The sequence below is a fragment of the Halorubrum rubrum genome (genome assembly GCF_024494685.1).
Taxonomy (GTDB): Archaea; Halobacteriota; Halobacteria; order Halobacteriales; family Haloferacaceae; genus Halorubrum; species Halorubrum rubrum.
In genome coordinates this window covers 56,642-72,907 of the sequence record NZ_JANHDM010000004.1, presented here as the reverse complement: position 1 = coordinate 72,907, position 16,266 = coordinate 56,642, and the positions used below count along the sequence as shown (strand labels likewise).

At 48.9% G+C, this 16,266-nt stretch carries 13 protein-coding genes; 6 read left to right on the top strand and 7 right to left on the bottom strand.

What is annotated here, in order from left to right; translation table 11 throughout:
• The first annotated feature begins 100 nt into the window (after nt 1-100).
• The 4 genes from NO889_RS06030 to NO889_RS06015 all read left to right on the top strand — a co-directional run bounded on the left by NO889_RS06030 (nt 101) and on the right by NO889_RS06015 (nt 4,680).
• Nucleotides 101-340: a toxin-antitoxin system TumE family protein gene (locus NO889_RS06030; protein WP_256411382.1), complete on the top strand. Its 240-nt coding sequence runs from the start codon at nt 101-103 to the stop codon at nt 338-340.
• An 886-nt stretch (nt 341-1,226) separates the two neighbouring features.
• Entirely contained in the window at nt 1,227-2,675 is a 1,449-nt protein-coding gene (locus NO889_RS06025; protein ID WP_256411381.1) for an oligosaccharide flippase family protein, read from the top strand.
• Nucleotides 2,676-2,884: 209 nt separating this feature from the next.
• Nucleotides 2,885-3,751, top strand: a complete 867-nt coding sequence (gene galU / locus NO889_RS06020; RefSeq protein WP_256411380.1) for a UTP--glucose-1-phosphate uridylyltransferase GalU — start codon at nt 2,885-2,887, stop codon at nt 3,749-3,751.
• Nucleotides 3,748-4,680: a UDP-glucuronic acid decarboxylase family protein gene (locus tag NO889_RS06015; protein ID WP_256411379.1), complete on the top strand. Its 933-nt coding sequence runs from the start codon at nt 3,748-3,750 to the stop codon at nt 4,678-4,680. The genes galU and NO889_RS06015 overlap by 4 nt, the downstream gene beginning before the upstream one ends.
• 13 nt (nt 4,681-4,693) lie before the next feature.
• Here NO889_RS06015 and NO889_RS06010 read toward each other — a convergent pair whose 3' ends face one another.
• Both NO889_RS06010 and NO889_RS06005 read right to left on the bottom strand, forming a co-directional pair.
• The gene (locus NO889_RS06010; protein ID WP_256411378.1) at nt 4,694-5,905 is read right to left on the bottom strand and encodes a glycosyltransferase; all 1,212 of its coding nucleotides are present in this window, start codon (nt 5,903-5,905) and stop codon (nt 4,694-4,696) included.
• A gap of 382 nt (nt 5,906-6,287) precedes the next feature.
• On the bottom strand, nt 6,288-7,520 hold the full coding sequence (locus NO889_RS06005) for a CDP-glycerol glycerophosphotransferase family protein (protein WP_256411377.1): 1,233 nt from the start codon (nt 7,518-7,520) through the stop codon (nt 6,288-6,290).
• Between the two features lie 127 nt (nt 7,521-7,647).
• Between NO889_RS06005 and NO889_RS06000 the strand changes: the two genes are divergently transcribed.
• Nucleotides 7,648-8,874: an O-antigen ligase family protein gene (locus tag NO889_RS06000; RefSeq protein WP_256411376.1), complete on the top strand. Its 1,227-nt coding sequence runs from the start codon at nt 7,648-7,650 to the stop codon at nt 8,872-8,874.
• Between the two features lie 73 nt (nt 8,875-8,947).
• Complete coding sequence (locus tag NO889_RS05995; RefSeq protein WP_256411375.1) at nt 8,948-10,135, top strand: glycosyltransferase family 4 protein; 1,188 nt, start codon at nt 8,948-8,950, stop codon at nt 10,133-10,135.
• A 225-nt stretch (nt 10,136-10,360) separates the two neighbouring features.
• Here NO889_RS05995 and NO889_RS05990 read toward each other — a convergent pair whose 3' ends face one another.
• The 5 genes from NO889_RS05990 to wecB all read right to left on the bottom strand — a co-directional run bounded on the left by NO889_RS05990 (nt 10,361) and on the right by wecB (nt 16,259).
• Nucleotides 10,361-11,470, bottom strand: a complete 1,110-nt coding sequence (locus NO889_RS05990) for a prenyltransferase/squalene oxidase repeat-containing protein (RefSeq protein WP_256411374.1) — start codon at nt 11,468-11,470, stop codon at nt 10,361-10,363.
• 149 nt (nt 11,471-11,619) lie between these two features.
• Nucleotides 11,620-12,258, bottom strand: coding sequence for an IS6 family transposase (locus NO889_RS05985; protein ID WP_256411373.1), 639 nt, complete (start codon nt 12,256-12,258; stop codon nt 11,620-11,622).
• Between the two features lie 227 nt (nt 12,259-12,485).
• Entirely contained in the window at nt 12,486-13,895 is a 1,410-nt protein-coding gene (locus NO889_RS05980; protein WP_256411372.1) for a sulfatase, read from the bottom strand.
• 22 nt (nt 13,896-13,917) lie between these two features.
• Nucleotides 13,918-15,180: a nucleotide sugar dehydrogenase gene (locus NO889_RS05975; RefSeq protein WP_256411371.1), complete on the bottom strand. Its 1,263-nt coding sequence runs from the start codon at nt 15,178-15,180 to the stop codon at nt 13,918-13,920.
• Complete coding sequence (gene wecB, locus NO889_RS05970; RefSeq protein WP_256411370.1) at nt 15,177-16,259, bottom strand: non-hydrolyzing UDP-N-acetylglucosamine 2-epimerase; 1,083 nt, start codon at nt 16,257-16,259, stop codon at nt 15,177-15,179. Before wecB ends, NO889_RS05975 begins: the two co-directional genes overlap by 4 nt.
• Between the last annotated feature and the right edge of the window lie 7 nt (nt 16,260-16,266).

Below are 16,266 nucleotides of genomic sequence, written 5' to 3'. Positions count from 1 at the left end.
TCGAACCCGACTCGGTCTCGCCGCGCTCGCTCGCCATCTCGCTCGACTCGACCGCGTCTCCCGACGCGGTCGACGCCGCACGGATCGATATCACTGGTTCGTGACGAACGCCTACTCCGTTCACTACGTCGAGACGCGTGGAACGGCTCGCTTCCAGTGTCGGTGGGATCGCCATCCGAAGACGGACGCACCCAGAGCACACGTTCATCCACCCCCGGACGCCGGCGGTGCGGAACCGTCACCCCTCGGCTTCCACCATCTCGACGTGCCGTTCACGGTTCTCGACCACGTCACCGACCGCGTCGAGACGCTCCACGACGACGCGGGTCACTCCGCGTGAACGCGCCCGCGGGCGTGGAGCGGGCGAGCGAGTTGCTGAGTGGGGAGAGCGGGACGAGTTCCTGACATCCCACTACGTAGAGTGCTTTTTTCCAGGGGGAGCAGTCGGTCCCACGCCCCACCGTGTCGAGCGTTCTCGGAGACGACCAACGACAGGTCTCGCACCGCACCCCACCGCGTCAGGTGTTCGACCGGGGTGGCGCTCGCGTTCGAGCAGGAGACCCCGACGCGTATCCGCGGGCGTAGTCGCCGTGTCGACGTATTGCGGAAGCTTCCGAGTTAGATAGGGTGCGGTGGCGATGACGGAGGGACACACCTCATTTCGTCTGTCTCGGGAATGACCCCGGTAGGATTCCGTGGATTCCCACTCGCTCACTAGCAAAGCGAGAGAGTACGTTTCGTCTGTCTTCGCGGCGAGGTGTCACCGGTCGCGTTCCGTTTCGATCTCGTCTCTAATACGGGTTCGTCTCGGTACGGACGACACGAGAGTACGATCGACACGAGCCGATCGGTGAGCCAGGAACGAGCGCCACCGTCGAGAGAGGCGAAACAGACGAAATCTACTCTCTCTCAACGCCATCACGGGAGGACGTGAGGCGGAAAGCACACGAGATGGACGCTCCCGCTCATCGAGGGTGTGGTCGCGACGGTGGTGGAGGAGATCCGGACGAGTTCGGCGAACGACCGTCGGAAACACGCGCAGACGTCGCGCACGGAACGAGACCGACGACATTATTCGGGTCGCCGTCCGAAATCGGACAACTCCCTGTATGTCATCGTCAGATCCCGAACCGGTCTCCAGATTCTCGACACTGACTGCCTTCGACGTGTTGATGGGTAATCGGCGGACGAATGGCCGCTGTTGAAATAACGAGCTCGTTCGAATTATGTCGACCATTCTTCGATCGATATTTTCGATTTTTTCTGGAAAAGCGGCGAATCTGCTGATAAGCCTAGCATTCACCCCGATCTTAGTTCGGATCATTTCTCAAGAACAATACGGATTGTACGTCAGCGTGTTCGCCGGATTCTCGATCTTCGCTCTCCTTGCCAGAGGAGGACTCTTCGATGCGACTCGGAAAATCATCGCCGAGAACGTAACGGAGCAAAAAACGGCATCCGAGATCGTTTCGGTATCGCTCGTAATTAGTGTTGGATATGGGATCGTAGCGATATCAGCCGCTGCGATTGCCATGCTGGTTGGGGTCGTTCCGTCTCGCTACGTCTCGTTTGTGTGGATCCTTCTTTTGGCGGTGGTCTTTGAAAACATTTTCAGCATCGTAAGGGGCACGTTCTATGGACAACAGCGCGAACACGTGGCCGAAATTCTCCACGTGGGAAGACGAGTGTTCTACGTGGTCATCGGGCTCACGTTGGCGTACCTCGGGTACGATCTACAAGGCTTGTTCGCGGCGTACAGTGTGTCCTTCGTCGTTGTCGGGGTTCTCGGAATCGCGTATGTACGTAAGCACTTCGAGTTCTCGATCCCTTCGATGGGGAGTATCAGAGTACACGGACGGGAAGTAGCGACGTTCGGAGGGTTTCAGCTGATTGGAGGGGTGAGTGCGGCCTTCCTATACAAGGCGGACATCCTCCTCGTCGAGTACTTCCGAACGTCGACGGCGACGGCGCTGTACAACAGCGCGATCGTTCCCGCGGAGATGATCTGGTTCGTCCCGTCGGTCATTCAAATGGCGTTTTTACAGCACACGGCGAATCTCTGGGCGGAAGACAACATCGAAGAGATAAACAAACAGATCAAAACCGGGATCAAATACAGCGTACTGGCGCTGACGCTGTTCGGCGTCGGGCTGTTCGCTCTCGCCGAACCGTTTCTCCAGGTCTACTTCGGCGGGAATTACGTTGCTGCCGCAGACACCCTACAATTGCTCATCTTAGGAACGTTCTTTTTTGGAGTCAGCCGAGTGATCGTTCCCGTCTTTCAGGCAACCGGGTGGGTGAGACACACGGAGCTGATGACCGCCGGAGCCCTCCTGCTCAACGTCCTGTTGAACGTCGTATTGATCCCTCGATACGGGATCATTGGGGCGGGGATCGGGACAACGATCTCGTACGTCATGCTGTTCGTCGGCAACGTCGGTATCTGGTTCTACTCTCCGTTCGAAGTAGTGTCACTCCGATGGACAATTCCCTTCGTACTCGCGCAGGGTGCGTTCGCCGTCGTGTTCCTCGCAATCGTGTCCATTACAGAGATCTCCTCGTTGGTTTCGCTTCTCATATTCCCACCGTTGGGGTTGGTACTGTTCATCGGAATTAACGTCATTTTCGGGTATGTTTCATTAGATATAATCTGGCATCGAATATCCCAATTTTAGAGTGGATGCGACTCGAACTATGAGAAGACATACATTAGATACCAATTAAATCCAATTTTGAATACTATATATAATGGTTATAGTAGCTCAACTCAAGGTATTATATGATATTCTACTATTTTATGAAATATTACACATAGAAGATCAACGATTGCTTCCGAGTTAATGATAAAAGATACATAGCCCCCGGAGTATAGAACAGACGATTCATGAAAGTAACGAAAGCAGTTATTCCAGCTGCGGGGTTCGGAACCCGATTTCTTCCTGTGACCAAGTCACAGCCAAAGGAGATGATGCCAGTCCTAGATAAACCAACGATCCAGTACGTCGTTGAAGAAGCTATTGAGGCCGGAATTGATGATATTCTGATCATTACTGGACGCGGAAAGCAAGCTATCGAGCGCCATTTTGACAAATCGTACGAACTTGAAGAGGAATTAGAAGCGGACGGGAAACTCGATCGTCTCGAGCAAGTTCGGGACATCGCTGATCTCGCGGACATTCATTACGTTCGTCAGAAGGAACGAGAAGGATTGGGAGACGCTGTGCTGTATGCTGAAAAGCACGTCGGTGATGAACCATTTGCACTCCTACTCGGCGATACAATCATCAAGAACGAAACACCGTGTACTCAGTCGCTTGTTATGGCCGCAGAAGAACACGAAACTTCTGTTCTCTCGCTTGAACGGGTTCCGTGGGATGATGTTCCTTCGTACGGAGTCGCGGATATTGATGAAGTGGATTCAACTACTGAGAGCTTTCCAGTCAGCGATTTCGTAGAAAAACCATCGCAGGAAGAAGCACCTTCAAACCTCGCGATCACTGGGCGATATATCCTCACACCGGATATCTTCGAAAAACTTGAAACAACCGGGAAGGGCGCCGGAGGTGAGTTACAACTCACCGATGCGATCCGGAAGCTCGATGAGGTACGTGGTATGGAACTCGATGGCGATCGTTACGATATCGGAAATATTCCGTCTTGGCTACAGGCAAATGTCGAATTGGCACTGAAATACGACAATGGCGAGATCAACGCAGCCGTCAAGACGCTGCTCGGAGATTGGGCCGAATGAGTCGTCTCCTTGTCACCGGTGCCGCAGGATTCCTCGGATCACACCTTTGCGATGAGTTGCTAGCCGACGGATATGAAGTCATCGGAATGGACAATCAGGTAAGCGGTCGAACGGAGAACCTCGACGACGCTTTTGAGAACGATAGATTCTCATTTTATGATCACGATGTTACGGAGTTCATACATATTTCTGGGGAACTAGATGCCGTTCTACATCTAGCGAGCCTCGCTTCACCGGTGTTCTACCGGGATCATCCGATCAAGACGTTGAAGGTTGGTGCACTCGGAACACACAAGACGCTCGGACTCGCCAAGGAGAAAGATGCAACATATCTGTTCACGTCCACGAGCGAGGTATACGGGGATCCTGAAATAAATCCACAACCAGAGGAATATCGCGGGAATGTAGATCCATACGGCCCCCGATCGTGTTACGACGAGTCGAAACGATACGGCGAATCTCTGGTTCGGGCATATCGCGATAAACATGACCTCGATGTTCGAGTCGCTCGTATCTTCAATACATATGGTCCACGAATGCGTCTCGATGACGGCCGTGTGATCCCGAATTTCGCGAAACAAGCGTTGACCGGAAGGGATCTCACCGTGTACGGAGATGGTGAGCAGACTCGGAGTTTTTGTTACGTATCGGATATGATTCGTGGACTCATTACGTTGCTGGAGTCGGATGTTCAATCCCCCGTGAACATCGGAAATCCCGACGAACGAACAATAAATGAGCTGGCCGAATCCGTGTTAAACATCGCAGGGAGTGAAAGCGGGCTCGTACATGAGGAACTCCCACCACAAGATCCACAAGTTCGAAGACCGGACATCTCGAAGGCACAGCGAGAACTAGGCTGGTCTCCTCAAGTTCCTCTAGGCGATGGGCTGAAAACGTCTATCGAGTACTTTAAGACGCAATTATAGAATCACTCAGACTTCACTTACTCAGTAGGGATTCGTAGATCTCTTCCTGTCGTTTTCCAAGTTTAGCGTAGTCATATTTCGACTCGACCCATTCTCGGCCACGATGCGTATACCGAATTATCTCTTTAGGGTTGTTCACAAAATACTCTATTTCGTCGGCGAGACGGGAGACATCTCGTTCCGGTGCTAACCGACCAGTCTCGGCGTGTCGAACTCCTTCGGGAATACCATCGTGGAAAGTCGTAATCGGCGGGGTACCAGTAGCCTGTGCCTCCTGAAACACGAGTCCTTGTCCCTCCATGTCGCCGTCAGAAGTGGTGACGCTTGGTTGTATGTAAAGGTGGGCTTCCTGCATCAGCTCTGAAACACGCTCTTGTGGAACTCTCCCGATAAATTCGATTTCATCTGAGATCCCGGCCTCCGAAGCGATCTCGCGGTATTGCGGTGTTAGATCCCCGTCACCAGCGATAGTGTATGATAGATCGACTCCTCCGTTTTTGACCTGGCTTACCGCTCGGATAGCGTATTCAATTCCCTTCTTCCCGGTGTGTCTACACGTGGATACCAAACGGAGTGTCTCGTTAGGATCGTAGTCTGATGGTGAAAACTGAAAAAGATCGGGATCAATTCCGATCGGGAGTGTCGTTGTGATCTCTTCCGGGCAGCCAGCCATCAGCATCCTTGATCGAATATGCTCGCTGATTCCAATTGCTAAATCGACTGATTCCCAGTGATTTGTCCGAGAATAATAGTTGTAATTTTCCGGGTGAAGGTGTTTCGTGACATCATATCCATAATATGTGGCTACAAAGGGTATATCTGGATGTTCTTTAGAAAGAAAATCCCAGCATCGCGCAGTTGGACCAAAATGGGCATGGAAGACATCGAATTTATTTGGATCATGAAGAACAGATTGAGCAGCTAACCTTTCTGGACTCTGCTTACCATATTTTATTTCAGATATTATTCTTAAGATTGATTTGTGTTCAAGTACAAATTTAACATACTGTTTGATGCCACCAGTATATGTATTAATCTTCGGTATATAATATGTTTTTTCTTTGAGGTTATAGTTATTAACGATAGAATGGTTTGCGGGAGGGTCGGGCTCTCCTAAACTGATAATCGTCACATCATGTCCAAGGTCAAGTAAAGATACAACTTGATTAATAATAAATGTCTTAGAATATTTTGGGAACCAAGAAGTCAAAAATGCTACTTTCATAGGTGGTTTAATAGTGGGCTAAATAATATATTTTATTATTCTACTCTATTGAATCCGTAGAAGCGACGGATCAGCGTTGGGTTTGAAGATAGAAGCAAGAGAATAAATGTACACTCATTTGGTTCGTGATGCAGGCCTATCATTAGCTCAAAGTACTGTGCCTCCAGTCCAACTGTAATGAGTGATTCCTGATTGACACAGATTTCTCACTGGGAACAAGTAACATGTCATTCTTTGCCGATCCACTTTTGCGGGTTCGTATGAACGTAACTAGGGCGAAATCGTCGATCGGGGATAAGGTGAATCGAGTTCGTAACAGACACATTGGTTATTTAAGTTATATTATTTGCTATATCATTTAAAAATATCTTTGACGAAGGATCTAATCATTTTGTTGATAATTGACTCGCTCATAAATTTCAGAAAATACCCGTTGAGCGTTCTTACCATCAATATATTCAAATGTAGATCTCAACCAATATTTTTCGTTATCAGGAGTAGCAATAGTAGTGTTCGAAAGTATTTGTATTAATTCTTCTTCCGTGGCAGCGATATGGCCGGGAACATTTGAATATTCAAAAAACAGATCGCGCTCATCTAAATATTCAGTAATATCATATGGGTAGAAAATTATTGGAGTACTGTTATATAGAGAATCATAAAATAGAGAAGAATAGTCAGTCATAAATACATCTATCTCTTCCAAAATAGGATAGAAATCCATAGATTTTTGGACAAGATATACATTATCTCCATCAATACTCTCAAAAGTTGTATTACGATGGGGAATTATAAATAAATGAATGTTTTGTTGTTTTAATTTATCGCACACATCATCTGTCACAATGCTTCTTATATTTTGTCCAGACTCCCTCCAAGTAGGGAAATAAAACAAAGTAGTACCATTTATTGAATTTATTTTTGAGATGAGTTTTTTATTGACTCCAATCTCGAGACCAGGATAGTTCCGATAGAACATATCCATTCGGGGTAACCCCGTCACAAAAACGCGTTCTGGATCAAGATTCGTTGCTTCCACAACTTTTGGTACATATTCCGAAGAGGTAGCTATAGAATAATCATAATTCCAGAAGATAAATTTGTTCAATACTTTTTTAATCGGTCTTCCCTTTAATTCGGACTCATTTGACCAATGGTACTTTTTAAAAGGAACACCATGACCTAAACGAACGATCGTTGCGCCTCCAGTCCACCACCAAGGAATATCTCGGCGAGTATGTGTAACAAATGCGAGAGTCGATCGAAGTGAATAATAGATGCCTCTAATCGACCAAAAAGTATAACCATGGAATCCATTACTTCGTAATTCTTGAGCAAGATCATTATTTTTTGTAATCCATACTGGCGTTATACCCTCCACACAGTTGTGAATATATAGAAACATAAATTTAGAATTGTCTGTAAATGAGTTTTTATCACCATATCCAAAAACGTGAATTGTATCTTTTTTAGGTATTATTTTCGATATTAAATATAGAATTAGAAATATAGGTAATGATATCTGCCTCCATCCAAATCCTAAAGTAGACTGAAGAACCTGTAAAATTCCTTCATTTTTATATTTGTGTATCACCCGATGAAATAGGCTATTCATACATTGTAGTTAAATTCTGACAAATTAGTAGTTTCGGAACACGGCATATAATAACTTTTGATAATTGATTGACGTATAGATAGAGCAAATCGACAATTTTAGGTGGATTCTGATAAATCTTTACCAAATGAATACTGGAGTACATTATATGAGAGAAAATACTGGATTTCTCATACTGATCGCGATATTCTTTATTGCTCTCTTGTTACCAAATTCAACACTTCCTCAATTAATTGGATATATTGCTGCTGCCTTATTGTATACATTTGTATTGTGCTACACACTTCCTAGAGACACTATTATGGTGATCCCCAACTGGGTAGCGGCTACACTCACGGTGATCTTTCTTATTGCGTTCTATCATTTGGTAGCTACTCCCAGGCTCGGAATAGTCACTCGAACAATAGCCTTTTTTGGGCTTATATTCACCAATCTTGTATATCTTCCTAGAATAATTCCAGAGCGATATTTTTTCGCGATGTTCGCACGCCTTTCTACAGTGATTGTGTGTATTGGTTTTATACCACTCATTGGTCCTACAGCAATATTCGGTTTTGACCTATCATTATGGCCTTATCAGGCCTCAGTAGTCAGTATCCAGTTTAATGCGATAACCAGTATTTTCAGCAATCCAAATGTACTCGGATTTCTCTCACTTATTGGTACAATTTGTGCAGCTGTAGAGTACCGCCTCTATGATACTCAACTTTCAATTGGCTTATTCGGCGTTTCTCTAATGGGACTAATTTTCACAGACTATATAGGTGGATGGCTTGTCCTTATCGCGTTGGTGATCTTATGGTTATCGTATCAGATTTGGGGTCGGAGTGGTGTACTTGGTACTACATTTGTGGGTGGTGTCTGTGGAGTCGTGATTCTAGCAGTCGTGTTTGATCTGCTTCCTGGTCCATATATATTACAATCACAAGATCTGAGTAATCGAAAGCCACTCTGGCTCGCAGGTGCCGCTGCGTTCTCTCAAAATCCCATCCTAGGTACTGGATTTGGAACAGCAGACTTGATGATGGAACCGTTCCTTGATAGATTAGAAGGATATAGTCCTCACAACTCGTTCCTACGTATGTTTATTGAAACGGGCCTAATCGGTGGAGGAGCCTACTTAAGTATCCATGTACTGGCGATCACACAAACTGCCCGGGCCATTACTGATGAGCGGTCTTTCTTCTTATTTGGGTTTGTAGTAATCGCAGTAATAACACAAATGTTTGAGACTTTCTCTATTTTCGGTTTGTCAATGAGGTCAACTATCGTTACACTCGGGATCGGATACGCAATACACAATATAACTATACAAAGATCAGAGGTTAGAACAGGATCTCATAAAATGGAATGATTCAATGTCACTGGAAACCAACAATCAGTTCGTGACTGAAGAGTAAAAGTCCAAAAGGATATACACACAATCAATGAATATACTCCAGTTAGGAACAATTCCAAAAGAAAAAGGAGCGTTTAAAGAAAGCGGCGGTGTAGCTACTCACGTTTGGCAATTAGCGACCCATCTAACGGATAGTGATCATTCAGTGATCGTTTTTGCTGACAACTACTTAGGAAAACAATATATACACGGAGAGTTTCAAGTAATAGGCCGATCTGTGAGAAATTTACCCATAGGTCTGTCTTTGAAAAATATAGAACTACCAGACATAGTGGAGATCATAACTACGTACCGATCACTCGGAGTAGTGAGAGTAATACACATGATCGTTTATTATATTTTTCTCACCGGTATATATCACAAAACGAATCCAGATGTCGTTCATGCTCATGAACTGAGATTCCGCCACTACGTGGCATCACTCGTCGTTGATGAGAATACTCCGCTAATAGCAACCTCTCACAGTGTCCACTCAATTACATACTCAGAACCAAAGAAAGCGGAAAAATATAGATCGATCCTCCAGCGAAGTTATGCTGCCTGTGACCATCTGATATATGTAAGCAATAAACTTCGATGTGAAGTTGAAGAACACGTAGGTTCGTTTGATGGTCACTCACAAGTCATATATAATTCGATCAATAATATAGATAAAAATATCCAGGACAATGAGCAAAAAACAGAAGAACACACACTCCTCTACGTTGGAGAGTTCACCGAACGAAAAGGAGTGTATAGAACGATTGACGCTACAATACTAAGTTACAAAAAAGTATCTGATCTAAAATTAGTAATTATTGGTTCAGATGATACTGAAAAGATTGAAAAGTATATAAAAGACCAGCAGGTGAAAGATATTGTATCTGTCCCTGGGCGTGTCGATGATGTTGATAAATGGTATTCGAAAGCAGATCTCCTCGTAGTTCCAACACGAAGCGAGTCGTTCGGCCTCGTATTCCTTGAGGCTATGCAACACGGAATTCCGGTGATCGGAACCACAGAAGTACCAGAACCAGTAATACCAAACAAACACGTAGGATATCGAGTTCCACCAGATGATATTGAACAGATCAGTAATGTGATCGTCAACTCATATACACAGGAATGGCAGCACCAAAAAATCCAAGACCATGCTCGTTCGTTCAGTTGGAATGAACAGATATCAAAATATGAAGAATTCTATCGAGAATCTCTCCGTATTGAACGAACTAAATAATACAATTATAGATATCCGAGAGACTCCAGTTGATCAGACACGTTATCCGGCATACTATGAGGAGAGCCCTCATGACAGTCTACACCGATCGCTATTTCTTCAATAACGTAAGATAAATATTCCTCAACCGTTTCGAATTCTGTCGTTTCAACGACTTGCTCACAGTACTCGATATGCTCTTGTGGTATTTCCAACGAGATCTCCGTCATTTGTTATTCACTCTAACTATTCATTCTCAGAAATTAACAAAAGTGCGTCGATAAAGAATTTTGCCGCCCAGTTCGGATAACGGAAGCGCATATATTCGTCCCAAACAGGATGTGATCCCTTAATACCTCCATCGATCGACATACAATTAATTCGTTGATACGTTTTGATGTTCTGTATTTCATCCCTAGCTCTATCTATGTATTCCTCATTTTCAGCTATGTTCGAATGAATACGGAGCCAAACGAGAGCCGTTTGTATACTCCCAGGTAAACAATAGAAAGCCTTAGAATTCCAGTCCGAATCGTATTTTCCTTTGAGAGGGCCGTCTTTGAGCCTGATCTCACGGAGCTGATCGGCAGCGAGCCGAGCTGAGGAGATATATGTCGAATCATCAAGAACGAATCCGCTCTCAAGCAACCCACGAATCGTGTAGGCGAGGGTGTGGAGATACGGTGTTTCCCCTTCGGAGAATCCTGCGTTTCTAAACCATCCGTTCTCCGTCTGTCTGGATACGACCCAGTTCAGATGGTTTCTAGCCGCTGGCTCGTATGTACGGTCAGATATCCGGCCAACCTCTAATAGTGCCCACGCGACACGAGAACAGTACGAGTGGCTCTCGTCCCGATAATCGTAACGGTCCCAGTATCCATTTTGGTGTTGAACAGACACCAACCAATCCGCTGCCTCTATAGCTGCGGATCTGTATCGCTCTTCGTCGGTTTCCTCGTATGCCCGAACGAGACCGAAGAGGATTTGACCCGTATTGAAAACGCTTGGATCGGCGTTCGGACCTGGGTCTACACCACCCGGAAACGCACCGTTTTCGAGCTGTACTTCGAGAAGCCAAGAAGCCATTCGTTCGGCTCTAGTACGCGCTTCCCGTGCGTCGGCGTACTCAGCATAATCATACAACGTGGGAACGATGTAGCCCGAAGTCTCGGGATAGGGCCCGGACCACCCGGTGAGTAAGCTGTAGTATGCTGCGGAACCGCCACATTCGGTTACGTCCTGGCTCCGATATAGCCAGTCGATCGCCGCCGAGAGATGCTCCTCGTCCGATCGGGGCGTCGTTTGCTTTCCTCGAAGGTCTCGGTAGATATTCTTGGTGAGTGTGATCGGTCTCATATCTCTATGTGTGGAAGAGACCTCGTCTGCCCGTCGATATGAGCGACCATCCGAGAGGAACTCTCGAATTCGACTTCGATCTCGGTATCATGATCGATTTCTACGCCGAACTTCGGGAAATAGGAACCGGTTTCGATATCTGGTAGTGTTTAGATAAGCTGATTCCATGCGAAGTCGAACGCTTGTAGCCAATTTTCGGCGGTACTCGGCTCGACATGGCTAAACATATTTGAGAATTGGTTTTTTTTTCGCCGTTTTCTTTTTTGAAAGATACGTTCTACGGCATTCCGATTCCCATGTGTGATGTGTTGGAATCGGAGCCCGTGACGATGACAGGCCGCGTGTAACCATGGCGCACCGTCGACGAGAAAGACCGCGTCGTCAACCTGATTTTTCTCACGGAGTTCTGAAAGAAACATCGAGGAAATAGCGTTAGTTCTCGTTGGATACAGTCGAACGTGGAGCAGGTGGTTGGTGTCGGGATCGACGGCAGCGTACAGCCAATATCGGTCTGAATTGAGCTGAATCACTGTTTCATCGACCGCAACGTGATTCGGGTTGGCACCGTCTGTCGGCTGTAGATCGGCTTTCTGTACCCACCGATGAACGGTGGTTCGATGACGAGCGACACCCAAATTCTCAAGAAGTGAGACAGTATCCGAAAGTGATAGGCCAGCCAAATGGAGTCGGATACCAAGCTTCATCGCGGATTCGGGTGTCGCCTCTCGCTCCAGAAAATCTAACTCGATACAACCGCTATCCCCGCTGAGGCGGTCGAAACTGGGCATGAACCACCCGATCTTTTGACCGCCTCATCCTTCGACCTTATCTCAACACCGTCCAGTTTTAAATACAATTTCAAGTCTTCTTCGGAGACGAAAGAAACATCTTTTCCGTCTCTCTGAACGGAGATCTCCGAATGAGTGTGTAGTCTATTTATCTAGGAAGCTGTCTCGGACTCTTTCTGGCTGCTGTCCGTACAAGCAGATCGTAGCGGTCCTTTCGATCACCCATATCAGATCTTTCCTTCCTGTCTGAGTTCCGCGATTCGTTCTCTGATCCGTCTTTTTTCCGCGATCGTTCGATTCCGTCGGAGAATGAACTCTCGGTGACTATCGAGTTCGGACTGGAGCATGGAGCGTTTCTCGTCTTCCCCCTGAATTAGCTGCTGTTCTTCGGGATCCGCTTCGATATCGTACAGTTCGATCGAGCCAGTGTGTTGGTTACGAACCAATTTCCAGGGAGGCTCAGTTCGTGCCTGTAACACGTCGTTATCTGTATTCTCACCGAGAGCGGGATCGTAATCGTACACGACTTCCGTCGAAACGCCTTGCCGCTTCGTTTCGAACAGATCCATTCCTTCAAAACTATCTGGAGAGGCCTGTATTTCACTCACAGAGTTGACGATCGTCTGCGGGACATCTACGAGTGCCGCAACTCCACGTGTTGCTTGCCCGACATCCGGGCCGTGAAACAGCAGGGGAACGTGGATGACCTCCTGATAAAGAGTATCAGGACCGTGGCTGAATCCACCGTGATCATGGAGCTCGGTTCCGTGATCACCTGCGATGGCGATCAACGTATTCTCAAACGCGTCTTGTTCTTTCAGCGTCGAAACGAGCCGACGTATCGCGGCATCCGTGCGACGTATCTCCGCATCGTACAGTTGACTGATTTGGGCGACGGTTTCGTCATCTATCGAAGCATTCTCTTTTTTGTATTCGTGGGCGACTGTATGCCAGAGTCTACCGATCTCAAGACGGGTGAATTCGGCATCGGCGGGCAGAAATTCGGCTGGAGGTATCCAGGGATAATGCGGATCCATGTAGTGTACCCAGAGGAAGAACGGATCATTACTAGATCTTGTCTCCAACCATTGGCTTGCGGCCTCAGTGAGTGGCTCAGCCGGCGTGAGGGGTTGTGAATCGAGGAGCGCGTTCGTCATTCGCCCGAGTTGGCCAAGTCGGTCGGTGAGAACGTCACTAAACGAAACGCTTCGTTTGGCGAAGCGTTTGAGTTTCTGAGTGAGCCGGCCGGGATTAAGCCGCGCGTCATCTGTCGAAGTAAAATCCCGAAACACGTCGAATCCACGATCGTATTGATAAGCTTCCGTCAACCACGGGTTCTTTGCATTGAATCCGGCCGTCGAGTACCCTTGTTGTCGGAAGACTTCCGCGATCGATACCGCAGAATCTGGAAGACCGATTCCTTCCTCGTGACTAAGGGAATGGATCCCGCCGAGAAGGGATTTGAACGAATAATACGTCGGGATCCCGTTAGCTATTGCGTGTTCGAAAGTGGTTCCGTTATCCGCTAATTCGTTCATAAACGGAGTCGTATCTCGGTGGTCTCCGACGAATCCGACTCGATCTGCTCGTATTGAGTCGATCGTAATATAGAGGACGCTTTGTTGATCGTTATTCATTATCGGGTTTGAATAGCGCTAATCACACCTGGTACACATCGAATCCGGCAGCCTCCCACCGATCCATATCCAACATAGCTCGCGTGTCCACGATCACGTCACCCGACATCCGGTCAGCGAACGTCTGTGGAGAAAGAGCGCCGTATTCGGGGTGATCCGTCACCAGTACGGCGGCATCGACCTCATCGAGGCTCTCCTCAAGCGACGAAAGTTCGTACCCGATGTCGTCGCTGTTCACGTACGGATCTGTCAATCGAAGTTCGTCGACACCTCTTTCTAACAATCCCTCGGCGATCACGAACGACGGGGTCTCTCGAACGTCGGACACTCCACCCTTGTAGGCAACACCAAGTAACGCAACTCTCATGCCCTCCAGGTCACCGAGCGCCGCCGAGAGCAACTCGGCTACGAACTCCGGCATCCCGTCGTTGACCCGGCGAGCCGTCTCGATCAGCATCGGGATGTCGTTGTTGTGGTTCAGGAATAACGGATCGATCGGAATACAGTGACCGCCGACGCCCGGACCCGGACGCAGGATCTCTACCCGCGGGTGTTCGTTGGCCATCGCGATCGCCTCCCGAGAGTCGATCCCGAACTCGTGTGCGAGTTTCGCGATCTCGTTGGCGAACGCGATGTTCGTGTCGCGGTAGGCGTTCTGGATCAGCTTCACGAACTCCGCCGTGGTGGCATCGGCCGTCCTGATGTCGCCGGAGACGAACGAGTCGTACAGCGCGACGAGCCGGTCGGTCGGCTGACCCCCGACCGTACCGACGATCCGGTCGTTCTCCCGGAGCTCCGTGAGAGTGTTCCCCGGCAACACCGTCTCCGGACTGTAGCCAAGAACGAAGTCCTCGCTCGCGGAGAGTCCCGACCTCTCGACTACGTCCCGCAATCGACCGGCGGTCGTTCCTGGGGGGACCGTCGACGAGAGGATCACTACATCTCCCTCACGGAGTTCCGCCGCGACCGCCTCGCCTGCTGCCTCGACGTAGGAGAGGTCCGTCCGGTCAAGGTCCTTGTCGTACGGAGTCGGAACGCAGATGACGTGAAACTCCGCCTCCTGCGGTTGAGAGACGATCCGCAGTCCGTCTTTGAGTGCTCGCCTCACGAACCGGTCGAGGTCCGGTTCCTCGATGTCGAAGGAGCCTTTCATGAGGTCGGAACGGTGGTCCGGGTCGGCATCGAACCCGTACACCTCGTAACCAGAGTTCGCGAGGACCGCGGCCGTCGGGAGTCCGACGTATCCGAGCCCGTGTACGCAGATCCGTGGTTCAGTATCTGTCATTCGTATCCAAGCGTACCGAGGATTCGTTCAGCGGCTCTCCCATCCCCGAAGGGATTCTCCCAGTCCGGTTCCATCGTGAGCATTTCGTTGACTCCGGTGAGGACGTCCCCCGACTCAACTCCGACGATCCGGTTCGCGCCGACGTCGACCGTCTCGGGACGCTCCGTGTTGTCTCGCAAGGTGACACAGGGAGTTCGGAGGATACACGTCTCCTCCTGGACTCCCCCAGAGTCTGTGAAGACGATCGTCGCCTCGTCCTCCAACACGAGGAAATCGAGAAAGTCCTGTGGATCGACGACGTCGATCGCTTCCGGAACGTCGATCCCGAACTCGGAGAGTCGTTTCTTCGCACGGGGATGGATCGGGTACACGACGGGGAGATTGTGTTCGTCGGCCGCGTTCGCGACGCTGTCAAGCAGTTCCGCGAACCGATCACGGTCGTCGACGTTCTCGGCACGGTGGGCCGTCAACAGCGCGAACGGTCCGTCGAGATCCAGCTCCGAGAGGACCTGGCTTCGCTCGTGAGCGATCTCGACGTTCTGTTGGACGGCGTCGACGATCGTGTTTCCGGTGACCGTGATCCACTCGTCGGACAAGCCCTCCGAGAGCAACTGGCTCTGCGACGTCTCAGTCGGCGCGAACAGATAGTCGGAAGCGTGATCCGCCAGCCGGCGGTTGACCTCTTCGGGCATCTCCCGATCGAAACTCCGGAGGCCGGCTTCGACGTGTCCCACCTCTATCCCGTCCATCTTCGTCGCCGCGATCGATCCCGCCAGCACCGAATTTGTGTCTCCCTGAACGAGCACTACGTCGGGGCGTTCGGATTCGAGCACGGATTCGATCTCGGCGACCATTTTCCCCGTTTGCTCCCCATGAGTACTGGATCCGATCGCTAGGTTGCAGTCGGGAGTCGGAAGATCGAGTTGCTCGAAGAATACCGAGTCGAGTTCCTCGGAGTAGTGTTGCCCCGTATGAACGATCGAGAACGGCACGTCCCGTCGTTCACAGGCACGGATGACCGGAGAGAGTTTGATGATCTCCGGTCTCGTTCCCAGGACGAAACTGAGCGTAGAGGACATCTTGTGG

What these genes read in the sequence shown, in the direction of transcription:
- NO889_RS06025 (WP_256411381.1), top strand. Translation starts at nt 1,227, where the DNA reads ATGTCGACCATTCTTCGATCGATATTTTCGATTTTTTCTGGAAAAGCG.
- NO889_RS06010 (WP_256411378.1), bottom strand. Translation starts at nt 5,905, where the DNA reads ATGAAAGTAGCATTTTTGACTTCTTGGTTCCCAAAATATTCTAAGACA.
- NO889_RS05990 (WP_256411374.1), bottom strand. Translation starts at nt 11,470, where the DNA reads ATGAGACCGATCACACTCACCAAGAATATCTACCGAGACCTTCGAGGA.
- NO889_RS06005 (WP_256411377.1), bottom strand. Translation starts at nt 7,520, where the DNA reads ATGAATAGCCTATTTCATCGGGTGATACACAAATATAAAAATGAAGGA.
- NO889_RS06015 (WP_256411379.1), top strand. Translation starts at nt 3,748, where the DNA reads ATGAGTCGTCTCCTTGTCACCGGTGCCGCAGGATTCCTCGGATCACAC.
- galU (WP_256411380.1), top strand. Translation starts at nt 2,885, where the DNA reads ATGAAAGTAACGAAAGCAGTTATTCCAGCTGCGGGGTTCGGAACCCGA.
- NO889_RS06000 (WP_256411376.1), top strand. Translation starts at nt 7,648, where the DNA reads ATGAATACTGGAGTACATTATATGAGAGAAAATACTGGATTTCTCATA.
- NO889_RS05975 (WP_256411371.1), bottom strand. Translation starts at nt 15,180, where the DNA reads ATGACAGATACTGAACCACGGATCTGCGTACACGGGCTCGGATACGTC.
- NO889_RS05980 (WP_256411372.1), bottom strand. Translation starts at nt 13,895, where the DNA reads ATGAATAACGATCAACAAAGCGTCCTCTATATTACGATCGACTCAATA.
- NO889_RS05995 (WP_256411375.1), top strand. Translation starts at nt 8,948, where the DNA reads ATGAATATACTCCAGTTAGGAACAATTCCAAAAGAAAAAGGAGCGTTT.
- NO889_RS05985 (WP_256411373.1), bottom strand. Translation starts at nt 12,258, where the DNA reads ATGCCCAGTTTCGACCGCCTCAGCGGGGATAGCGGTTGTATCGAGTTA.
- wecB (WP_256411370.1), bottom strand. Translation starts at nt 16,259, where the DNA reads ATGTCCTCTACGCTCAGTTTCGTCCTGGGAACGAGACCGGAGATCATC.